The sequence below is a fragment of the Nocardioides sp. Root682 genome (genome assembly GCF_001427795.1).
GTDB lineage: Bacteria > Actinomycetota > Actinomycetes > Propionibacteriales > Nocardioidaceae > Nocardioides.
The window spans coordinates 2,454,296-2,470,404 of sequence record NZ_LMHJ01000001.1 but is presented as its reverse complement, the minus strand read 5'-3'; the positions used below and the strand labels follow the sequence as shown (position 1 = coordinate 2,470,404).

The following is a 16,109-nucleotide window of genomic DNA, read 5'->3' as shown; positions in this document are numbered from 1 at the left end:
CATGGACCCTTCGGTTTGTCGGCGCACTCTCCTAGGCTCGACCCATGACTGCTGGACAGTGGACTGCAGACTCGATCCTGGAGCGGTACGACGACGTCCGTTCCCACACCGAAACGCTCGCCGCTCCGCTCTCCCCGGAGGACCAGACGGTCCAGTCGATGCCCGACGTCTCGCCGACCAAGTGGCACCGCGCGCACGTGACGTGGTTCTTCGAGACCTTTCTGCTCGCGGACAACGAGGCGGGCTTCTCGCCGTACCAGGACAAGTACTGGTTCCTGTTCAACAGCTACTACGAGGCGGTCGGACCGCGGTACGCGCGCGCCGAGCGCGGCGTGATCAGTCGCCCGGGGGCGCACGACGTCGGCGTCTACCGCAGAAACGTGGATGACCGGGTGCGCACGCTGGTCGACTCGCTCGACCAGGGCAGCATCGACAAGCTGGCCGCCACCATCGAGCTCGGTTTCCACCACGAGCAGCAGCACCAGGAGCTGCTGCTGATGGACATCAAGCACGTGCTGTCCCTCAACCCGCTGCAGCCGGTGTACGCCGGCACGCCCGCTCCGAGTGCGACCACCGACCCGCTCGGATGGGTCGAGGTCGAGGGTGGGCTCGTCGAGATCGGCCACTCCGGCAGCGGATTCTCCTTCGACAACGAGCTGCCCGAGCACCGGGTGCACCTTGAGCCGTACCGGCTGGCCGACCGGTTGGTGACCAACGAGGAGTGGCTGGCGTTCATGGCCGACGGCGGCTACCAGCGCCCCGAGCTGTGGCTCTCCGACGGCTGGGCGGGTCTCGACAAGGTCGACCAACGGAACAACGCGCCGTTCTACTGGACCCAGGTCGACGGTGTCTGGTTCGAGCACACCCTGAACGGCACCTGGCCGGTCAACCCCGGCCTGCCCGTGAGCCACGTCAGCCACTACGAGGCCGACGCGTATGCGACGTGGGCGGGCAAGCGGTTGCCGACCGAGGCCGAGTGGGAGCACGGCGTGCGTTCCGACGGCGCGTCCGTCGAGGCCGTCGGTCGCCCCGACACGTGGCACCCGCAGGCTGCCGGCCCGGCCACCGGACGGCTCCGCCAGGTCGGCGGCGACTGCTGGGAGTGGACCTCTTCGGCCTACCTCCCCTACCCCGGCTTCCATCCGGCCGCCGGGGCCATCGGCGAGTACAACGGGAAGTTCATGTCCAACCAGATGGTCCTGCGGGGCGGGTGCGCGTTGACGTCGCCCGACCACGCCCGCGCGACGTACCGCAACTTCTTCCCGCCCGGTGCGCGCTGGGCGCTCAGCGGCGTACGCCTCGCCGACGGGGGCGTGCCCGCATGAGTGAACGCCTCGAGCCGGAGCTGGCCGTGCTGCTGGACCCCGACTGGGCGAGCGGGAGCCTCGTCGACGACGTACGCCGGGGCCTGACCCGCCATCCGCGCACCCTCCCGCCCCGGTGGTTGTACGACGACCGCGGGTCGGCGCTGTTCGACCAGATCACCCGGCAACCGGAGTACTACCCGTTCAACGCCGAGCGGGCGATCCTCGAGGCCCACGCCGACGAGATCGTGGCGGCCAGTGGCGCGACTGCTCTCGTGGAGCTCGGCAGCGGCACGAGCGAGAAGACCCGGCTGCTGCTCGACGCCTTCACGCGCACCGGCCAACTGACCCGGTTCTCCCCGGTGGACGTCTCCGAGGGCACGCTGCGCGACGCGGCCGCCCAGATCGCCGACGCCTATCCCGGTCTGGAGGTGGTGGGCGTCGTCGGTGACTTCACCCTGCACCTCTCGCACCTGCCCGAGGGCGGCCAGCGGATGGTCGCGTTCCTGGGCGGGACCATCGGCAACCTCTACCTCGAGGAGCGCAGTGCGTTCCTCGGGATCCTTGCCGATCTCCTGGAGCCCGGCGACTCGCTGCTCCTCGGCACCGACCTGGTCAAGAGCACCGACCGGTTGATCGCCGCCTACGACGACGCGGCCGGCGTGACCGAGGAGTTCATCCGCAACTCGCTGACGGTCCTCAACCGCGAGCTCGGTGCCGACTTCGACCAGTCGGCCTTCTCCTACATCCCGTTCTGGGACGCCCACATGGAGCGGATCGACATGCGGTTGCGCTCCGAGGTGCCGCAGCGCGTCGCCGTACCGGGCGCAGATCTGGTGCTCGACCTGGACGTGGGCGAGGAGATCCGGGTCGAGATCTCGACCAAGTTCAAGATCAGCAAGGTGGCGGCCGAGCTGGAGGCGGCGGGCCTGGTGGTCGGGCGGGTCTGGACCGATGAACCCGCCGACTTCGCGCTGACCCTCGCCACCAAGCCCTGATCCAGCGTCGGGCGTGGCAAGATCAGCGCCGTGAGGGGCGTGCGGACGGGAGCGGTACTGGCCGGGCTTGCCCTGCTCACGGCCTGCAGCAGCGATCCGAAGCCGGTCTACCAGGACGCCCCCAGTCCCGCTGCGGTCGTGGTGGAGTACGACGGGTCGTTGGAGCCGTCGGCCGCCGTGCTCGTGCTGGTGCCGGCCGAGGCCAGCTCGGTGATGGTGACCGACTTCGACCAGCTGCGCCTCGTGCTGGGTTTCGGCTCACTGGACAAGGCCAGTCCGCCGGCTGAGCTGGCCTCCTTCTGGAGCAAGGTCCCACGTACGGCGGCCCTGTCGTCCGGCATGCTGCGCCCGTTCGAGGACCGTCTGCGTGCCGACTTCGGCATCGGCCAGGACGACGTCGCCTGGGAAGCCACCTACGCGGGCGACTCGGCGGGCTGGGTGTTGGCGTTCCGGCCCACGACCTCGATGGCCGACGTGGCGCGCGCCGTCCGCGCCGGGGTGGGGCCGCTCAAGGGCGCCTCCGTCGATGCCGCCCGCCACCTGGTCACGTCGGTCGCACCGCCCGAGGTGGCGGATTCCTGGGGAGCCGAACCAGAGATGGTCGGGCTCGCTGGGCGCGAGGCCGTGTCGACGTACCTCGTACGCGGCTGCCTGGCCTTCGACACCGTCTTCGGCGCCGGGATGCAGGCTCAGCTGGCCGCAGCGCCTGCCGCCGCCCTGAGCGGGCTCGACGAGCTCGACGGCTTCGGGGTGGCCCTCGGCAACGAGCTCGCCACGGTCCTGCTCGGCGACGATCGCTCCGACGCCTTCGAGCGTGCCCGGATCGCCGAGGTGATGCCGCCGACCGTCCCCGAGTTCCCGCTGGCGATGAGCCGTCCGGTGGCCGACCCCTCGACCGGTCGGCTCGGTTACACGCTGGGCGACCCGGCGGCCGCGGCCGAGCTCACCCGGACCCAACACCTGCCGTTCGCGGTCTGCCGCGGCTAGCGACCGAGGTCGTGCAGGCGCTGCACGGTCGGTGACGTCGGCACGCTGCTCGGCTCGGGCGCCGTACCGAAGAGCCGATCCGCCGTGCCCGCGGAGGTGACGGTGAACCAGTAGTGCTCGCTCTTGTAGTGGTGCAGGCGGTGGTTGCGCCAGATCTTGCGGTAGTGCGCCGACTTCGGCCGGAAGTCGCTGTGCAGCAGGTAGTGCGTCCACTCGTAGCCGGACTTGAGCAGGTAGATCGCGACCAGCAGCGAGAACATCGCGGTCGGGGTCGGGGTGACCAGCCAGGCCAGCCCGGCCCAGGCCGGTGCCAGCCAGAGCTGCGCCTGCCACGGGATGAAGACCAGCGGGATCTCGCGGGGGTTGGCGTGGTGCGCGCGGTGCTTGCGTGCAAGCAGTGGGTCCAGGGTCAGGCCGGCGACGTGACGCGGACGCCAGTGCAGGATGAAGACGTGGACCAGCCACTCCACCACGGGCAGGATCGCGATCAGCCCGAGCGGGATCGCGAGCTCCCACCACGAACCGCCCCCGTCGCGCCCGGTGAGCACGCGTCCGGTGATCGCGGCGATCAGGCAGGTGCTGAGCAGGTACGGGCTCGGGTGCTTCCAGTACTCCCGGAACACCGCCCCCAGGCTGAGGTTGGTACGACGCCCCGTGGCCTTGTCGCCGACGATGAGTCGCGCTTCGTCCGCATCGACCCGCTGTGCCGCGAGCGACTCGGCTTCCCGGCTCACTGGTCCTGTCCGCTCAGAGCGGCCAGCGCGCCGAGCAAGGACGTCGCTGTCGGGGTGAGGACGCGGGTGGCCGCGGCCCTGGCCGTGGCGGGGTCGCCGGCCCGGATCGCGGCGGCGAGCAGGCGGTAGGGCTCGACCTGACCGACCTCGTCGGCGAGCACCGCGGCGAGGGCCGGCAGCGCGGGCTCGTAGGCCGTGCGCAGGCTGTTGTACATCAGCCGGAACACCAGGGAGTCTGCTCCGTCGACCAGCAGGTCCCAGTAGTCGAGGGCCAGTCGCTGCCAGGCGACCGCGTCGTCGGCGGCCTCGAGGTCGGCGACCACCCCGTCCAGCGCGGCCGCAAGCCCGGGCCCACCGCGTTCGGCGGCCAGCGCCGCGATGCCGGGTCCGACCTCGGCGCGGGCCTCGACCACGCTGCGGGCGATCGATGCGTCGAGGCGTCCGCCCCGCACCAACAGCTTGGGCAGCAGGTCCAGCCCGGCGAACCGGCGGAAGTCACGGACGGTGGTCGCGCCGCCGTGGCGCATCTCGACCAGACCGGTCTGACCGATCCGCTGGAGGGCTTCACGGACCGCGGGACGCGAGATGCCGAGGACCTCGGCCAGCCGACGTTCACTGGGCAGGGCCTCGCCGACGGCGATCTCGCCGTCGACGACGTCGTCGACGAGCTGGTCGAAGACCTGGTCGGACACGGAGCGGCGGGTGACGGGTCGCAGGGCCATGTCGCGACCGTAGACCGCCTTGGTCCGGTGGTCAAGTGGTCAGACCAGTTGGTCAGGGACTATCCCGCGGAGCGCGAGCAGACAGACGGCTCGTAGGCTGCAGCCGTGGTCCAGGAGTCGAGAGTGCGCCCCTGGAGCCCGCGACTGTGGGCCGCCCACCTGCTGGCCCTGGTCTGCATCGCGTTCGCGGCGGGCCTGGGCGTGTGGCAGTACGACGCCTGGCAGGAGCGTCGGGCAGCCGAACGGATCGACCTGACCGAGGCTGAGCCGGTGCCGTTGACCGACGTGCTCGGTCCCGACCAGCCGTTCCAGACCGCTGGACTCGGGCGACCCGTGGAGGTGCGCGGCACCTTCCTGGCCGAGGGCACGGTGCTGGTCGCCGACCGTGACAGCGCGGACGGCGAACCCGGTCGCTGGCTGGTCACTCCGCTCAGCGTCGGAGCGCTCGGGGCGCCCGCCGTACCGGTCGTCCGGGGCTGGGTCCCTGCCGACACCGCCGTCGAGGACCTTCCGGCTCCCCCGTCCGGCGAGGTCGACATCCTGGGTTGGCTCCAGCCCACCGAAGCCGCCGGCGAGCCCGACGACGACCCGGACGACGCCGTCGTCCCGGCGCTGCGGATCGCCGACCTGCTGCAGCTCCTCGAGGAGGACCAGGACCTCTACGAGGCCTATGTCGTCACCGAGGAACCGCTGCCTGCCGACCAGGCCGAGGGCGTCACCGCGGCCACCCTCGACCAGCTCCCCCCGGCCAGCCGGTTCACCGGCCTGCGCAACATCCTCTACGCCATCGAGTGGTGGGTGTTCGCGGCGTTCGCGGGGTTCCTCTGGTGGCGCTACGTGCGCGACGCCGTACGCTCGCAGGCGTGACCAAGCTCTTCAACACCTACCGCGTGCTCGCCCTCGTGGTCGGCGTCCTTCTCGTCATCGGCACCGTCGGTTCCGTCCTGAAGTACCTGCTCGAGGACGGCAGCGGACTGCAGCAGCTCGGGGACGACCTCACGCCGATCTGGCTGGTGCACGGCTGGATCTACATGGTCTACGTCGCCGTGGCGTTCGTGCTGACGCAGAAGGCGCGCTGGACGCTGCCGCAGTTCGGTCTGATGATGATCGCCGGCCTGATCCCCGGCCTGATCTTCTGGGTCGAGCGCCGGGTGGCCGACCGGTTGCGCGAGGAGCACCCCGAGCTCGTCAGCTCCTGAGCAGGTCCCCGTTTCCAGGTTGATTGATATCAATCAACCTGCGGTGAGGGTGGTTGCCGGGCAGCCGCCGACCGACCCTGTGGACGGACCGTCTCGATGTCGGTGCCAGGTGTCAGCGTCCGTGGCCTTGGGGCAACGATGGTTCGCGTGGGTGCGCGAGTCGCTGATGGTTCTCGACCCGGAGATCCCGGAGTTCCGCTTCCCGGAGACCGAGCACGAACACATGGGTGTCACGGTGTGGATGGCGTGGCACGAGGTCGCAAGGGGGCGTGTGCTCGTTGGCGACTCCGTGCCAGCCGAGCTTCTCGCCGAGACCCGTGACGATGAGCGTCAGCTGGTCGCTGATGCGCTTGGTCGACCAGCGGGTGGACCGCCGTCGAAGGATCAGCTGGTGACCCTGCTGGCTCTGGCCGATGGATTGCGGGTCGAACTCACGCGTCCGGGCTCGACGCTGGGTGTGGATGCTGCCCGTGAGGTGATGGCCCGACAGGTGGCCGTTGTCCTGGACGAAGCGACACGTCCGGCCGCCTGACGGCCATCACCGAGAGGCTGGTCAGGCGGCGGTGTCTGCCGACTGCCACTGGGCCGCACCGGCGTTGCCGGCCTGCACCTTCTTGGCCACGGCGGCGACGACCGCACCGAGCGCGGCAACCAGCACGAGCGTCTTCAACTTCTTCATCCCGAGTTCTCCTTGCGGTCGTGGTTGTGCGGGCAGGACCCAGCATGTCCCATCGCTCAAGCAGGGTGCCCGTAGGATCGACCGCGCACGAAGACGTACCCATCACCGAGACGAGGATTTCATGGCAGACCAGGCCATCCTGAAGACGAACAAGGGCGACATCAACGTCACCCTGTTCCCCAACCACGCGCCGGAGACGGTCGCGAACTTCACCGGCCTCGCCACGGGCGAGAAGGCGTACGACGCCGGCAACGGCAAGACGGGCCCGTTCTACGACGGACTCGCCTTCCACCGCATCATTCCGGGCTTCATGATCCAGGGCGGGTGCCCCCTCGGCACCGGCACCGGCGGGCCGGGCTACACGTTCAAGGACGAGCCGCACCCCGAGCTGGTCTTCGACAAGCCCTACCTGCTCGCCATGGCCAACGCCGGCCCGGGCACCAACGGCTCGCAGTTCTTCATCACCGTCGGCGCGACCACGTGGCTGAACTTCAAGCACACCATCTTCGGTGAGGTCGCCGACCAGGCCGGCCGCGACGTCGTCGACGCCATCGCTGCGGTCCCGACCGGTCGCAACGACAAGCCGGTCGAGCCGGTCGTCATCGAGTCCGTCGAAATCGTCGGCTGACCTCGGGTCTCGACAAGCTCCACTGAACACATGACCAACCCTCCGGTCGGGGTGCCGACCTGTTACCGGCACCCCGACCGCGAGTCCTGGATCCGCTGCCAGCGCTGCGAGCGATCCATCTGCCCCGACTGCATGAGTGATGCTGCCGTCGGTTTCCAGTGCCCCGAGTGCGTGGCCGAAGGCCGCAAGTCCGTCCGCCAGGCCACTGCGGCGTACGGCGGCGCGAGGTCCACGAATCCCGCGCTGACCTCGCAGGTCCTGATCGGCATCAACGCCCTGGTCTGGATCGCGATCATGGCCACCGGCCGCTACGGAAGCTGGCTCTACGAGCACTTCGCGCTCCAGCCCACCGGCTCGTGCCGTGAGGACGACGGGTCCTACTACCCGTTCATCACCGACGCGGCCACCTGCACCGGCGGCGCCACGGCCCAGTGGGTCCACGGTGTGCAGGACGGCGCCTACTGGCAGCTGTTCACCAGCATGTTCACCCACGTCGAACCGTGGCACCTCGGCTTCAACATGTTGGCCTTGTGGGTACTGGGCCCGCAGCTGGAGCAGGTCTTCGGCCGGGCGCGCTTCCTTGCCATCTACCTGCTCTCGGGCCTCGCCGGCTCGGTGGCGGTCTACTGGCTCTCTGCCGAGCACGGCAGCACCGTCGGCGCCTCGGGTGCCATCTTCGGGATGATGGGTGCGCTGGTCATCGTCGGTTTCAAGGTCGGCGGCCAGCTCCAGGGGTTGCTGCTGTGGATCGGCATCAACGTGGCCCTGACGTTCACCCTCTCCAACGTGTCCTGGCAGGGCCACTTCGGCGGCCTCGCGGGCGGTGCCCTGATCGCTGCTGTCATCGCCTACGCGCCGAAGGGACGACGTACCCAGCTCCAGGTGATCGGCCTGGGTGCGGTTGCCCTCGCCCTGGTCGCGGCGACCGTCGTTCGCACGCTCACGCTGACCTGACCGGGACCTTCATCCACAGGGTTATCCACCGCTGTGGATGAATCACACCCATGTAGTTCTCCACATCTGGGGACAAACCTGTGGAACGACAAACGCCGGCGACCCCGAAGGGTCGCCGGCGTTGTGGTCTCGAGAAGGTTGCTGGGCAACCTCCTCGACCAACGAGGTGGGTTACTCCCAGCGGGTGGCGAAGGTGAAGCCGACCGCCATGAAGGCGATGCCGACGAACAGGTTCTTCTGGCCGAGGTCGTTGAAGATCGCCAGGTCCTTCGGGTCGTTGCCCGTGAGGAAGATGTAGAAGATGCAGATCCAGATCAGGCCGATGATGAAGCAGCCGAGCATGCCGATCACGACACCCTGGCCGCGGCCCAGCGGCGTCTTCGGGTGGGCCGAGATGGCCAGGCCGAGGAAGAGTGCGATGAACCCGATCAGGTAGTTCTTGCCCTCGAGGTCCTGCAGGAACGAGGGGCCGGTCGGCTGGTTCGGCTTGCCGTCGGCGTTGATGCTGCCGAAGCCGTCAGTCGGGCGCACGCCGAAGTAGTAGAAGAGGATCCAGGCGATGCCGCCGACGATGAGCAGCAGGGCGAGCGCGAACCGCAGCGTGAACAGCGGCCCGCGGTCGGGCGCGAGGACGTCGCGTTCCTTGCTCTTCGACAGGCGGGGCAACTTTGCCACGGAGGGCTCCTCGATCGTTCTGGGACTTGGGTAGTAGACACTGTCAGTATGACGGGTACGCACACCGACGGTCCGACGGGCCATCGCTCGGGCCGCTCGTTGGCGTGGCGGATCGGTACGCCCGCCGTCGCGGTGCTCTGCGGCAGCCTGCTCGCGGTGTCGGCCACCAACAGTGACGGCACCGACCTCCGCCCCGGTCGCTACAACGATCTCGCGGGACTGGTGGAGGGCGAGGCGGCCGACTACCAGGCCGTCGAGGACCAGTTCAACGAGCTCTCGGAGGAGGTCGACCGGCTCGGCGCCGACGTCAGCGACAAGGGGGTCGACAGTGCGCGCGCCAAGGTCGAGGAGCTCAATGACCCGGCTGGTTTCACGCCGCGCCGCGGGGCCGGCCTCCGGATCACCCTTGCCGACGGACCCGAGGACCTCCTCGAGGAAGCCGCCAAGCGCAACCGGGAGCTCCCGCCCGAGAAGCGCTTGAACCTCAACCGCTTCGTGGTGCACCAGCAGGACATCCAGGCCGTCGTCAACGCTCTGTGGAGCGGCGGCGCCACGGCAGTCACGATCGCCGGGCAGCGCGTGATCAGCACGACCGGCATCAAGTGCAAGGGCCCTGTCGTCCAGCTCGCCGGCGTGCCCTACCCGCAGCCGTACGTCATCGAGGCGGTCGGCGACCAGACCGCCCTGCTGGCCTCGGTCGACACCGACGAGCTGGTCAACCGTTACCGCTCCGACGCCGACAACGCCGAGATCCGGATCGGCTGGTCGCTGGAGGAGCCCGAGCTGGTCAAGGCGCCGGCGTACGACGCCGTCGTCGACCTGGAGTACGCGCGCCCCCTGCGTTAGCCGGTTCGGTGTGCTGCCCGTCCCGCTCCCGGCCCGCCGCCGGGCGGCGGGTCCAGCGGGTTGAGCGGATCGGTGCCGGCGGCGACCTCGGCACCGTCGCTGACGCCGTCGAGGTCGCTGTCGGCCACCGCGGGGTTGGTGCCGGCCGTCGCCTCGTCGGCGTCCGACAGTCCGTCGCCGTCGGTGTCCACGGGCGCTGCCGGCTTCTCGTAGATCGACACGTACAGGACGACGCGGTCGCCCTGGCGCAGCGGCTCACCCGCGATGGGGTCCTGTCGGGTGATCCGGCCCTTGGGCTGGCTGTCGTCGTCGGCCGCCGCGTTGTTGACGACGGGGATGAACCCCGCGTCGCGGATCGCCTTCTCTGCCGCCGCCTGCGTGCGGCCCACGACGTTCGGCACCTTGGCCGGCCCGTCGGAGACGCACAGCTCGACGATCGCGGACGTGTCGATCGCCATCCCCGCCTCCGGGGTCTGGGTGACGACGGTGCCCGCGGGCTCGTCGGAGTCCTTGCAGTCGGTCTCGTTCTTCTTGATGTTCGCCCGCAGGATGCCGGCGCCGAGCAGGTCGCGAACGGCGTCCTTGTATGGCTGGTCGGTGACCGACGGGATCGGGAAGTCGCAGGGCCCCGTGGACAGGGTCAGGAACACCGTCCCGTTCGGTTCGATGTAGCGGTCGCCCAGAGGGTCCTGCTTGATGACCTGGCCGCCCTCGGGGTACTCGTCGCTGCACTCGGTGGAGCGGTCGTCGATGGCCAGTCCGACGTCGCCGATCCGGTCGCGCGCCACGTCGCTGTCGAGGCCGAGCACGGAGGGCACCTTCACGTCGGGCGGCGTCGTGTCGAACAGCTTGGGCAGGCTCCAGAAGGCGGCTCCGAGGAGGGCCAGGACGACGATCCCGAGCACCACCCACAGCGCCACCCGGCTGCGCCGGTCGTCGTCGCGCGCCGGTGGCACCGCCGAACGGACGGCGGTCTCGTGGTGTGCGTCGGTCGCGTTGGTCACGCTGGTCCCAGGCCCGCCGACGACGGGCACCACGGTGGTGCCGTCGCTCACGGCCGCCTGCACCGGCCGGCCGGCGAGGTAGCGCTCGATGTCGGCGCGCATCTGGGCGGCCGACTGGTAGCGGTCCTCGACCCGCTTGGCGAGCGACTTCATCACGATCGCATCGATCTGCGGAGTGAGGTCGGCTTCGTGCGTTGACGGGGGTACGGCGGGCTCCCGCACGTGCTGGTAGGCCACCGCCACCGGTGAGTCGCCGACGAACGGCGGCCGTCCGGTGAGGAGCTCGTAGAGCAGGCAGCCCGCGGAGTACACGTCGGAGCGTGAGTCGACGGTCTCGCCGCGCGCCTGCTCCGGGGAGAGGTACTGCGCCGTACCGACGACCGCGGCGGTCTGGGTCATCGACGACTGGGCGTCGCTCATCGCGCGGGCGATGCCGAAGTCCATCACCTTGACGTCGCCCGACGGGGTGAGCATCACGTTGCCGGGCTTGATGTCGCGGTGGATGATCCCCGCGCGGTGGCTGTAGTCCAGCGCGGACAGCACACCGCTGGTGATCTCCAGGGCGCGCTCGGGCAGGATCTTGCGACCCTCGCGCAGGATGTCGCGCAGGGTGCGCCCGGCGACGTACTCCATGACGATGTAGGGGACGATCTCGCCGTCGTCGACGCCGCCGACGGTGCGCTCCTCGCCGGTGTCGTAGACCGACACGATCGAGGGGTGGTTCAGCGAGGCCGAGGACTGCGCCTCCCTGCGGAAACGCGCCTGGAAGGTGGGGTCGCTGGCGAGGTCGGTGCGCAGCCGCTTGACGGCGACGACCCGGCCGAGCCGGGTGTCGGTGCCCTTGCGGACCTCCGCCATGCCGCCGCGGCCGAGGAGCTCGGCGAGCTCGTACCGGCCGCCGACCGTCGGACCGCCCGAGCCGGGCTCCGTCGGAGGAGTGGTCATCCGTCCGCACCTCCGTCAGTGAGGTCGCTCAGCGGGTCGGTCGGGTCGGTGGTCTCGTCGGTCGGGGTGGTCTCCTCGGTCGGTTCCACGACCGGGCCCCAGTAGTAGACGGTGATCGGGTCGCCCTCGTTCAAGGTGCCGTTGGTGGAGAACCGCACGACGGTGTCGGCGGGGCAGGTCCCGTCGTTGACGGCGGAGTCCTGCTCCCAGGTGACCTGCAGGCCCTTGTCCTGCAGGTCGGCCACGGCGTCGCGGTAGTCGCGGGTGCAGGAGTACGGCGTGTCGTCGACCTGGACCGTGGCGGCCTCGTCGGTGGTCTCGGTCGTCTCGGTGGGTTCGCTGGACGACGACTCCGTGGTCGGCGTGGTGCGCGCCTCGGACGTGGTGTCGTCGGCGGCCGGGTCGTCGTCACCGTCGCGACCGAGCAGCAGCGCCGCGACCACCACGGCGGCGATGACGAGCAGGATCACCGCGATCGCGGCCGGCCACGGAGAACGCCCCTGGCGCTGGGCCTCCGGGGAGCCGGCGTACGCCCCCGGCGCGTCGAGGCGCTGGATCGGCTGGCCGGGCACGGCGGCCGGCACCGGGATCGGCGCTGGGACCGCGAGGTGCGAGGGCGTGGCCGGGAGGACCTGGGTCGAACCCTCGGCCGGGGTCGGCGGCACTGCCCCTGCTGCTGACGGGTCGAGGCTGGCCCCGCGTACGGCGGCGGCGAACGCCGCACCGTCGGGGTACCGGTCGGCCGGCTCCTTGGCGAGGGCGCGCGTGACGACGGCCGCCAGGGCCGGCGGCACCGTCGACGGCAGCGAGGGGACGGGCTGCTGGAGGTGCGCCAGCGCGGTCGCGACGGGGGTCTCGGCGTCGAACGGACGGCGCCCGGTCAGGCACTCGAAGGCCACGACACCGAGGGAGTAGACGTCGGAGGCAGGCGTCGACGCGTTGCCGCGGGCCTGCTCCGGGCTGAGGTACTGCGGCGTGCCCATCACCGAACCGGTGCGGGTGAGCGCGACCGCGTCGGCCGCGCGCGCGATGCCGAAGTCGGTGATCTTGACCCGGCGATCGGCGGTGACCAGCAGGTTCGCGGGCTTCACGTCACGGTGCACGATCCCGGCGCGGTGCGCCACGGCGAGCGCCTCGCCGGTCTGGGCGACGAGGTCCTGCACCACGGCGGTGTCGAGCGTGCGGTTGTTGCCGCGCGCGGTCGCGAGCAGGCTCGAGAGCGGCTGGCCGTCGACCAGCTCCATCACCAGGTACGGCGGCAGGGAGCCGCCGACCTCGCTGGCGCCGTAGTCGTAGACCCCGGCGATGCCCGGGTGGTGCAGGGCCGCGGCACTGCGCGCCTCGGCCTCGAAACGGGTGCGGAACATCGGGTCGTCGGCGTACTCGGGCTTGAGCACCTTCACCGCGACCGAACGGTTCAGGCGCGTGTCCGTGCCCCGCCAGACCACGCCCATGCCGCCGGTGGCGATCACGGAGTCGAGGTGATAGCGCCCGGCCTGGTCGGCGTACTGCCGCTGCTCGGAGTTCACTTGTTCAACACCGCTTCCATCACTGCCTTTGCGATCGGGCCGCCGAGCTGGCCGCCCGCGATCTCCTTGCCTGGTGCTTCCTGGATCATCACGGCCACGGCGACCTGGGCGTCGTCGGCCGGGGCGAACGACACGAACCATCCGTACGGCGCCTTGCCCTCGACGCCGCGCTGCGCCGTACCGGTCTTGCCGGCGACGCTGACGCCGTCGATCGCCGCGGGCGAGGCGGTGCCGTCGTCGACGGTCGCGACCAGCAGGTCCGTGAGCTGGTCGGCGGTCTGGGGTGAGATCGCGTCGCGGAGCGTCTCCGGCTCGGTCGTCTCCAGCACGTCGAAGGTCGCGGTCTGCACCTCGTCGACGAGGTAGGGCCGCATCAGCGCGCCCCGGTTGGCGATCGCGGAGACCACCATCGCCATCTGCAGGGGCGTCGACTGGACCGAGAACTGGCCGAAGCCGGAGCGTGCGGTCTCCGCGTCGTTGAGCTCGCGCGGGTCCTGCTGGACGTCGTCGATCGTGTCGACGACCTCCTCGGGGAACACCGACCGGGCCTGCGGTCCGAGGTCCAGCAGGTAGTCGCTGTTGAAGCCGAACTTCTCGGCCTGCTCACGCAGCTTCTCCGGTCCGACCTCGACGGCCATCTTCGCGAAGGCCGTGTTGCAGGAGTTCTCCATCGCTGCCGAGAAGGAGATTTTCGCCGGGTTGCAGCCGGCGCGGCCCTCGTTGTCGATCACGTTCTGCGAGCCGGACGTGCCGGGCGCCTGCCAGGTCGCGCCCGCAGGCACGTCGTCGTCGGCGTCGTAGACCCCGTTCTCGATCGCCGCCGCGGCAGTGACCACCTTGAACGTCGACCCGGGGAAGAGCCGGGTCTGGATGGCCCGGTTCAGCAGCGGCTGACGCTTGTTGCCGTCGAGCGTGTCGTACGCCTTCTCGCGGGTCTCCCGGTCGTGGGAGGCCAGCTTGTTCGGGTCGTACGACGGGAAGGACACCATCGCGAGGATCCGACCGGTCTTCGGCTCGATCGCCACGACCGCGCCCTCGCCCTCGGGACCGACGGTGTCGCGCAGCGCGGTGTACGCCGCGCGCTGGGCGGCGGGGTCGAGGGTGAGCAGGACGTTGCCGCCCTGGTTGGTGTCGCCCTTCAGCAGGTCGACGAGGCGGTTGACGAACAGCCGCGGGTCCTCGCCGGAGAGCACTTCGTTCTGGCTGCGCTCGATGCCGGTCTGGCTGCCGAGCTGGAGGTAGCCGGTGACCGGTGCGTAGAGCTGCTTCCCGGGGTAGACCCGGAGGTACTTGTACTGGTCGTCGACCGGTTCGCTGCGCGCGATCGGGTCCTCGCCGACCAGGATCAGGCCGCGCTCTCGGCTGAACGCCGCGGCCGCGACCCGGGAGTTCTTCGGGTCGGTGTTGTACTCGTCGGCGCGCCAGAACTGCAGGAACGTCACGTTCGCCATGAGGGCGAGGAACAGGAACATGCAGAAGATCGAGACGGCACGAATCGGCTTGTTCATGACGGCACCACCTTCACGATCTGGGTCTGCTGCTCGTCGGGATCGTCCTGCTGCTCGTTGAGGTCCGGGACCGGCCGCCTGGCCTGGTCCGAGATCCGCAGCAGGATCGCGATGATGACCCAGTTGGCCACCAGGGACGAGCCGCCGTACGACAGGAAGGGTGTGGTCAGGCCGGTCAGCGGGATCAGCCGCGTGACGCCGCCGATGACCACGAAGATCTGCAGCGCGAACACCGCCGCGAGTCCGGTGGCGACCAGCTTGCCGAAGCCGTCGCGCGAGATCAGCGCGGCACGCAGCGCCCGCTCGACCACGAGTCCGTAGAGGAGCAGCACGGCCATCACCGCGGTCAGACCGAGCTCCTCGCCGATCGCGGCGAGGATGAAGTCGGACTCGGCGTACGGCACCCGCTCGGGCATGCCCTCACCGAGGCCGCGGCCGATCAGGCCGCCCCACGCGAAGCCGTAGAGGGCCTGGACCAGCTGGTAGCCGCTGCCGCTCGGGTCGGCGAACGGGTCGAGCCAGATGTCGACGCGGTTCTGCACGTGGGAGAAGATCTTGACCGCAACGGCCGCACCGCTGAAGAACATCAGCCCGCCGACCACGATCCAGCCCGGGCGCTCGGTGGCGACGTACAGCATCACCAGGAAGAGGCCGAAGAACAGCAGGCTGGAGCCGAGGTCGCGCTGCAGGATCAGGATGCCGAGGCTGACCACCCACATCATCAGGATCGGTCCGAGGTCGCGGCCGCGGGGCAGGTCCAGGAACAGGACGCGACGCCCGGCCAGTGCCAGCGCGTCGCGGTGGACCACGAGGTACCCGGCGAAGGTGACGACGAGCAGCAGCTTCGCGATCTCGCCCGGCTGGAAGCTGAACGGGCCCACGGAGATCCAGATCCGGGCACCGTTGATCTCGGTGCCGAGCACCGGCAGCATCGGAAGGATCAGCAGCGCGATCGCGGCCAGGCCCGACGTGTAGGTGAAGCGGGCGAGCAGGCGGTGGTCGGGCAGCACCACCAGGGTGCCGATGAACAGCACGACGCCCAGCGTCATCCAGGTCAGCTGCTGGCTGGCCAGTCCGGTCTCCCTGGCCAGGTCGAGGCGGTGGATGATCGCCAGGCCCAGGCCGTTGAGGGCTGCCACGACAGGCAGCAGCACCGGGTCGGCGTACGGCGCGACCCGGCGGACGGCGACGTGGGCGGCGACGACGAGCAGGGTCAGCCAGCCGCCGTACCCGATCAGGTTGGTCGGCACCTCACCGTCGACGCCGAGCCCGACCGCGGCGTACGCGCCGACGCCGACGAGCAGCGCGAGGATCAGCAAGAAGAGCTCCGCGCCCCGCCGCCTGCGGTGGACGAAGCCCATCAGGGCTGAGTTGGTGGCCATGTCAGTGTCGCCGTC

At 70.1% G+C, this 16,109-nt stretch carries 17 protein-coding genes; 9 read left to right on the top strand and 8 right to left on the bottom strand.

All coding sequences use genetic code 11. The features are described 5' to 3' along the window. Positions 1-44 precede the first annotated feature (44 nt). From egtB to ASD84_RS11555, 3 genes are read left to right on the top strand one after another with little or no spacing between them, the layout of a single operon-like run. Positions 45-1,325, top strand: coding sequence for an ergothioneine biosynthesis protein EgtB (gene egtB / locus ASD84_RS11565; protein ID WP_056710178.1), 1,281 nt, complete (start codon positions 45-47; stop codon positions 1,323-1,325). Next, positions 1,322-2,302 carry an L-histidine N(alpha)-methyltransferase gene (gene egtD, locus ASD84_RS11560; protein ID WP_056710177.1) on the top strand — a complete coding sequence of 327 codons (981 nt, stop codon included), beginning with the start codon at positions 1,322-1,324 and terminating at the stop codon, positions 2,300-2,302. Before egtB ends, egtD begins: the two co-directional genes overlap by 4 nt. A gap of 30 nt (positions 2,303-2,332) precedes the next feature. Beyond that, on the top strand, positions 2,333-3,289 hold the full coding sequence (locus ASD84_RS11555; RefSeq protein WP_156391787.1) for a hypothetical protein: 957 nt from the start codon (positions 2,333-2,335) through the stop codon (positions 3,287-3,289). Here the strand turns inward: ASD84_RS11555 and ASD84_RS11550 are convergent. Beyond that, on the bottom strand, positions 3,286-4,023 hold the full coding sequence (locus ASD84_RS11550; RefSeq protein WP_156391785.1) for a sterol desaturase family protein: 738 nt from the start codon (positions 4,021-4,023) through the stop codon (positions 3,286-3,288). The two genes, ASD84_RS11555 and ASD84_RS11550, sit on opposite strands and share 4 nt — an antisense overlap. Next, positions 4,020-4,745, bottom strand: coding sequence for a FadR/GntR family transcriptional regulator (locus tag ASD84_RS11545; protein WP_056710173.1), 726 nt, complete (start codon positions 4,743-4,745; stop codon positions 4,020-4,022). The genes ASD84_RS11550 and ASD84_RS11545 overlap by 4 nt, the downstream gene beginning before the upstream one ends. Before the next feature lie 123 nt (positions 4,746-4,868). Here ASD84_RS11545 and ASD84_RS11540 point away from each other — a divergent pair, with 123 nt between their 5' ends. From ASD84_RS11540 to ASD84_RS11530, 3 genes are all read left to right on the top strand, one after another. Further along, positions 4,869-5,612, top strand: a complete 744-nt coding sequence (locus tag ASD84_RS11540) for an SURF1 family protein (RefSeq protein ID WP_056710171.1) — start codon at positions 4,869-4,871, stop codon at positions 5,610-5,612. Then, entirely contained in the window at positions 5,609-5,944 is a 336-nt protein-coding gene (locus ASD84_RS11535) for a DUF3817 domain-containing protein (RefSeq protein WP_056710169.1), read from the top strand. The genes ASD84_RS11540 and ASD84_RS11535 overlap by 4 nt, the downstream gene beginning before the upstream one ends. Positions 5,945-6,095: 151 nt before the next feature. Then, positions 6,096-6,476, top strand: coding sequence for a hypothetical protein (locus tag ASD84_RS11530; protein ID WP_056710168.1), 381 nt, complete (start codon positions 6,096-6,098; stop codon positions 6,474-6,476). A gap of 21 nt (positions 6,477-6,497) precedes the next feature. Here the strand turns inward: ASD84_RS11530 and ASD84_RS26015 are convergent, their stop codons facing one another. Then, a complete protein-coding gene (locus ASD84_RS26015) occupies positions 6,498-6,623 on the bottom strand; it encodes a hypothetical protein (RefSeq protein WP_268788468.1) in 126 nt (41 codons plus the stop codon). A 121-nt stretch (positions 6,624-6,744) separates the two neighbouring features. Here ASD84_RS26015 and ASD84_RS11525 point away from each other — a divergent pair, with 121 nt between their 5' ends. Then, a complete protein-coding gene (locus ASD84_RS11525; RefSeq protein WP_056710166.1) occupies positions 6,745-7,251 on the top strand; it encodes a peptidylprolyl isomerase in 507 nt (168 codons plus the stop codon). Positions 7,252-7,281: 30 nt separating this feature from the next. Further along, positions 7,282-8,205, top strand: coding sequence for a rhomboid family intramembrane serine protease (locus ASD84_RS11520; protein WP_056710163.1), 924 nt, complete (start codon positions 7,282-7,284; stop codon positions 8,203-8,205). Positions 8,206-8,376: 171 nt separating this feature from the next. On the opposite strand, the gene ASD84_RS11515 is transcribed toward ASD84_RS11520, so the two are convergent. Then, entirely contained in the window at positions 8,377-8,880 is a 504-nt protein-coding gene (locus tag ASD84_RS11515) for a cell division protein CrgA (RefSeq protein ID WP_235531064.1), read from the bottom strand. A gap of 48 nt (positions 8,881-8,928) precedes the next feature. On the opposite strand from ASD84_RS11515, the gene ASD84_RS11510 reads away from it, so the two are divergent. Continuing rightward, positions 8,929-9,726 (top strand): DUF881 domain-containing protein, encoded by a 798-nt coding sequence (locus ASD84_RS11510; RefSeq protein WP_082573302.1) that lies wholly within the window; start codon positions 8,929-8,931, stop codon positions 9,724-9,726. On the opposite strand, the gene pknB is transcribed toward ASD84_RS11510, so the two are convergent. From pknB to ASD84_RS11490, 4 genes are read right to left on the bottom strand one after another with little or no spacing between them, the layout of a single operon-like run. Further along, positions 9,723-11,675: a Stk1 family PASTA domain-containing Ser/Thr kinase gene (pknB, locus tag ASD84_RS11505; protein ID WP_056710161.1), complete on the bottom strand. Its 1,953-nt coding sequence runs from the start codon at positions 11,673-11,675 to the stop codon at positions 9,723-9,725. The two genes, ASD84_RS11510 and pknB, sit on opposite strands and share 4 nt — an antisense overlap. Beyond that, positions 11,672-13,204 (bottom strand): serine/threonine-protein kinase, encoded by a 1,533-nt coding sequence (locus ASD84_RS11500; protein ID WP_056710158.1) that lies wholly within the window; start codon positions 13,202-13,204, stop codon positions 11,672-11,674. Before ASD84_RS11500 ends, pknB begins: the two co-directional genes overlap by 4 nt. Next, entirely contained in the window at positions 13,201-14,712 is a 1,512-nt protein-coding gene (locus ASD84_RS11495) for a peptidoglycan D,D-transpeptidase FtsI family protein (protein ID WP_056710157.1), read from the bottom strand. Before ASD84_RS11495 ends, ASD84_RS11500 begins: the two co-directional genes overlap by 4 nt. Then, the gene (locus ASD84_RS11490; RefSeq protein WP_056710155.1) at positions 14,709-16,094 is read right to left on the bottom strand and encodes an FtsW/RodA/SpoVE family cell cycle protein; all 1,386 of its coding nucleotides are present in this window, start codon (positions 16,092-16,094) and stop codon (positions 14,709-14,711) included. Before ASD84_RS11490 ends, ASD84_RS11495 begins: the two co-directional genes overlap by 4 nt. Positions 16,095-16,109 lie beyond the last annotated feature (15 nt).

What these genes read in the sequence shown, in the direction of transcription:
- egtB (WP_056710178.1), top strand. Translation starts at nt 45, where the DNA reads ATGACTGCTGGACAGTGGACTGCAGACTCGATCCTGGAGCGGTACGAC.
- egtD (WP_056710177.1), top strand. Translation starts at nt 1,322, where the DNA reads ATGAGTGAACGCCTCGAGCCGGAGCTGGCCGTGCTGCTGGACCCCGAC.
- ASD84_RS11545 (WP_056710173.1), bottom strand. Translation starts at nt 4,745, where the DNA reads ATGGCCCTGCGACCCGTCACCCGCCGCTCCGTGTCCGACCAGGTCTTC.
- ASD84_RS26015 (WP_268788468.1), bottom strand. Translation starts at nt 6,623, where the DNA reads ATGAAGAAGTTGAAGACGCTCGTGCTGGTTGCCGCGCTCGGTGCGGTC.
- ASD84_RS11525 (WP_056710166.1), top strand. Translation starts at nt 6,745, where the DNA reads ATGGCAGACCAGGCCATCCTGAAGACGAACAAGGGCGACATCAACGTC.
- ASD84_RS11520 (WP_056710163.1), top strand. Translation starts at nt 7,282, where the DNA reads ATGACCAACCCTCCGGTCGGGGTGCCGACCTGTTACCGGCACCCCGAC.
- ASD84_RS11510 (WP_082573302.1), top strand. Translation starts at nt 8,929, where the DNA reads ATGACGGGTACGCACACCGACGGTCCGACGGGCCATCGCTCGGGCCGC.
- pknB (WP_056710161.1), bottom strand. Translation starts at nt 11,675, where the DNA reads ATGACCACTCCTCCGACGGAGCCCGGCTCGGGCGGTCCGACGGTCGGC.
- ASD84_RS11495 (WP_056710157.1), bottom strand. Translation starts at nt 14,712, where the DNA reads ATGAACAAGCCGATTCGTGCCGTCTCGATCTTCTGCATGTTCCTGTTC.
- ASD84_RS11490 (WP_056710155.1), bottom strand. Translation starts at nt 16,094, where the DNA reads ATGGCCACCAACTCAGCCCTGATGGGCTTCGTCCACCGCAGGCGGCGG.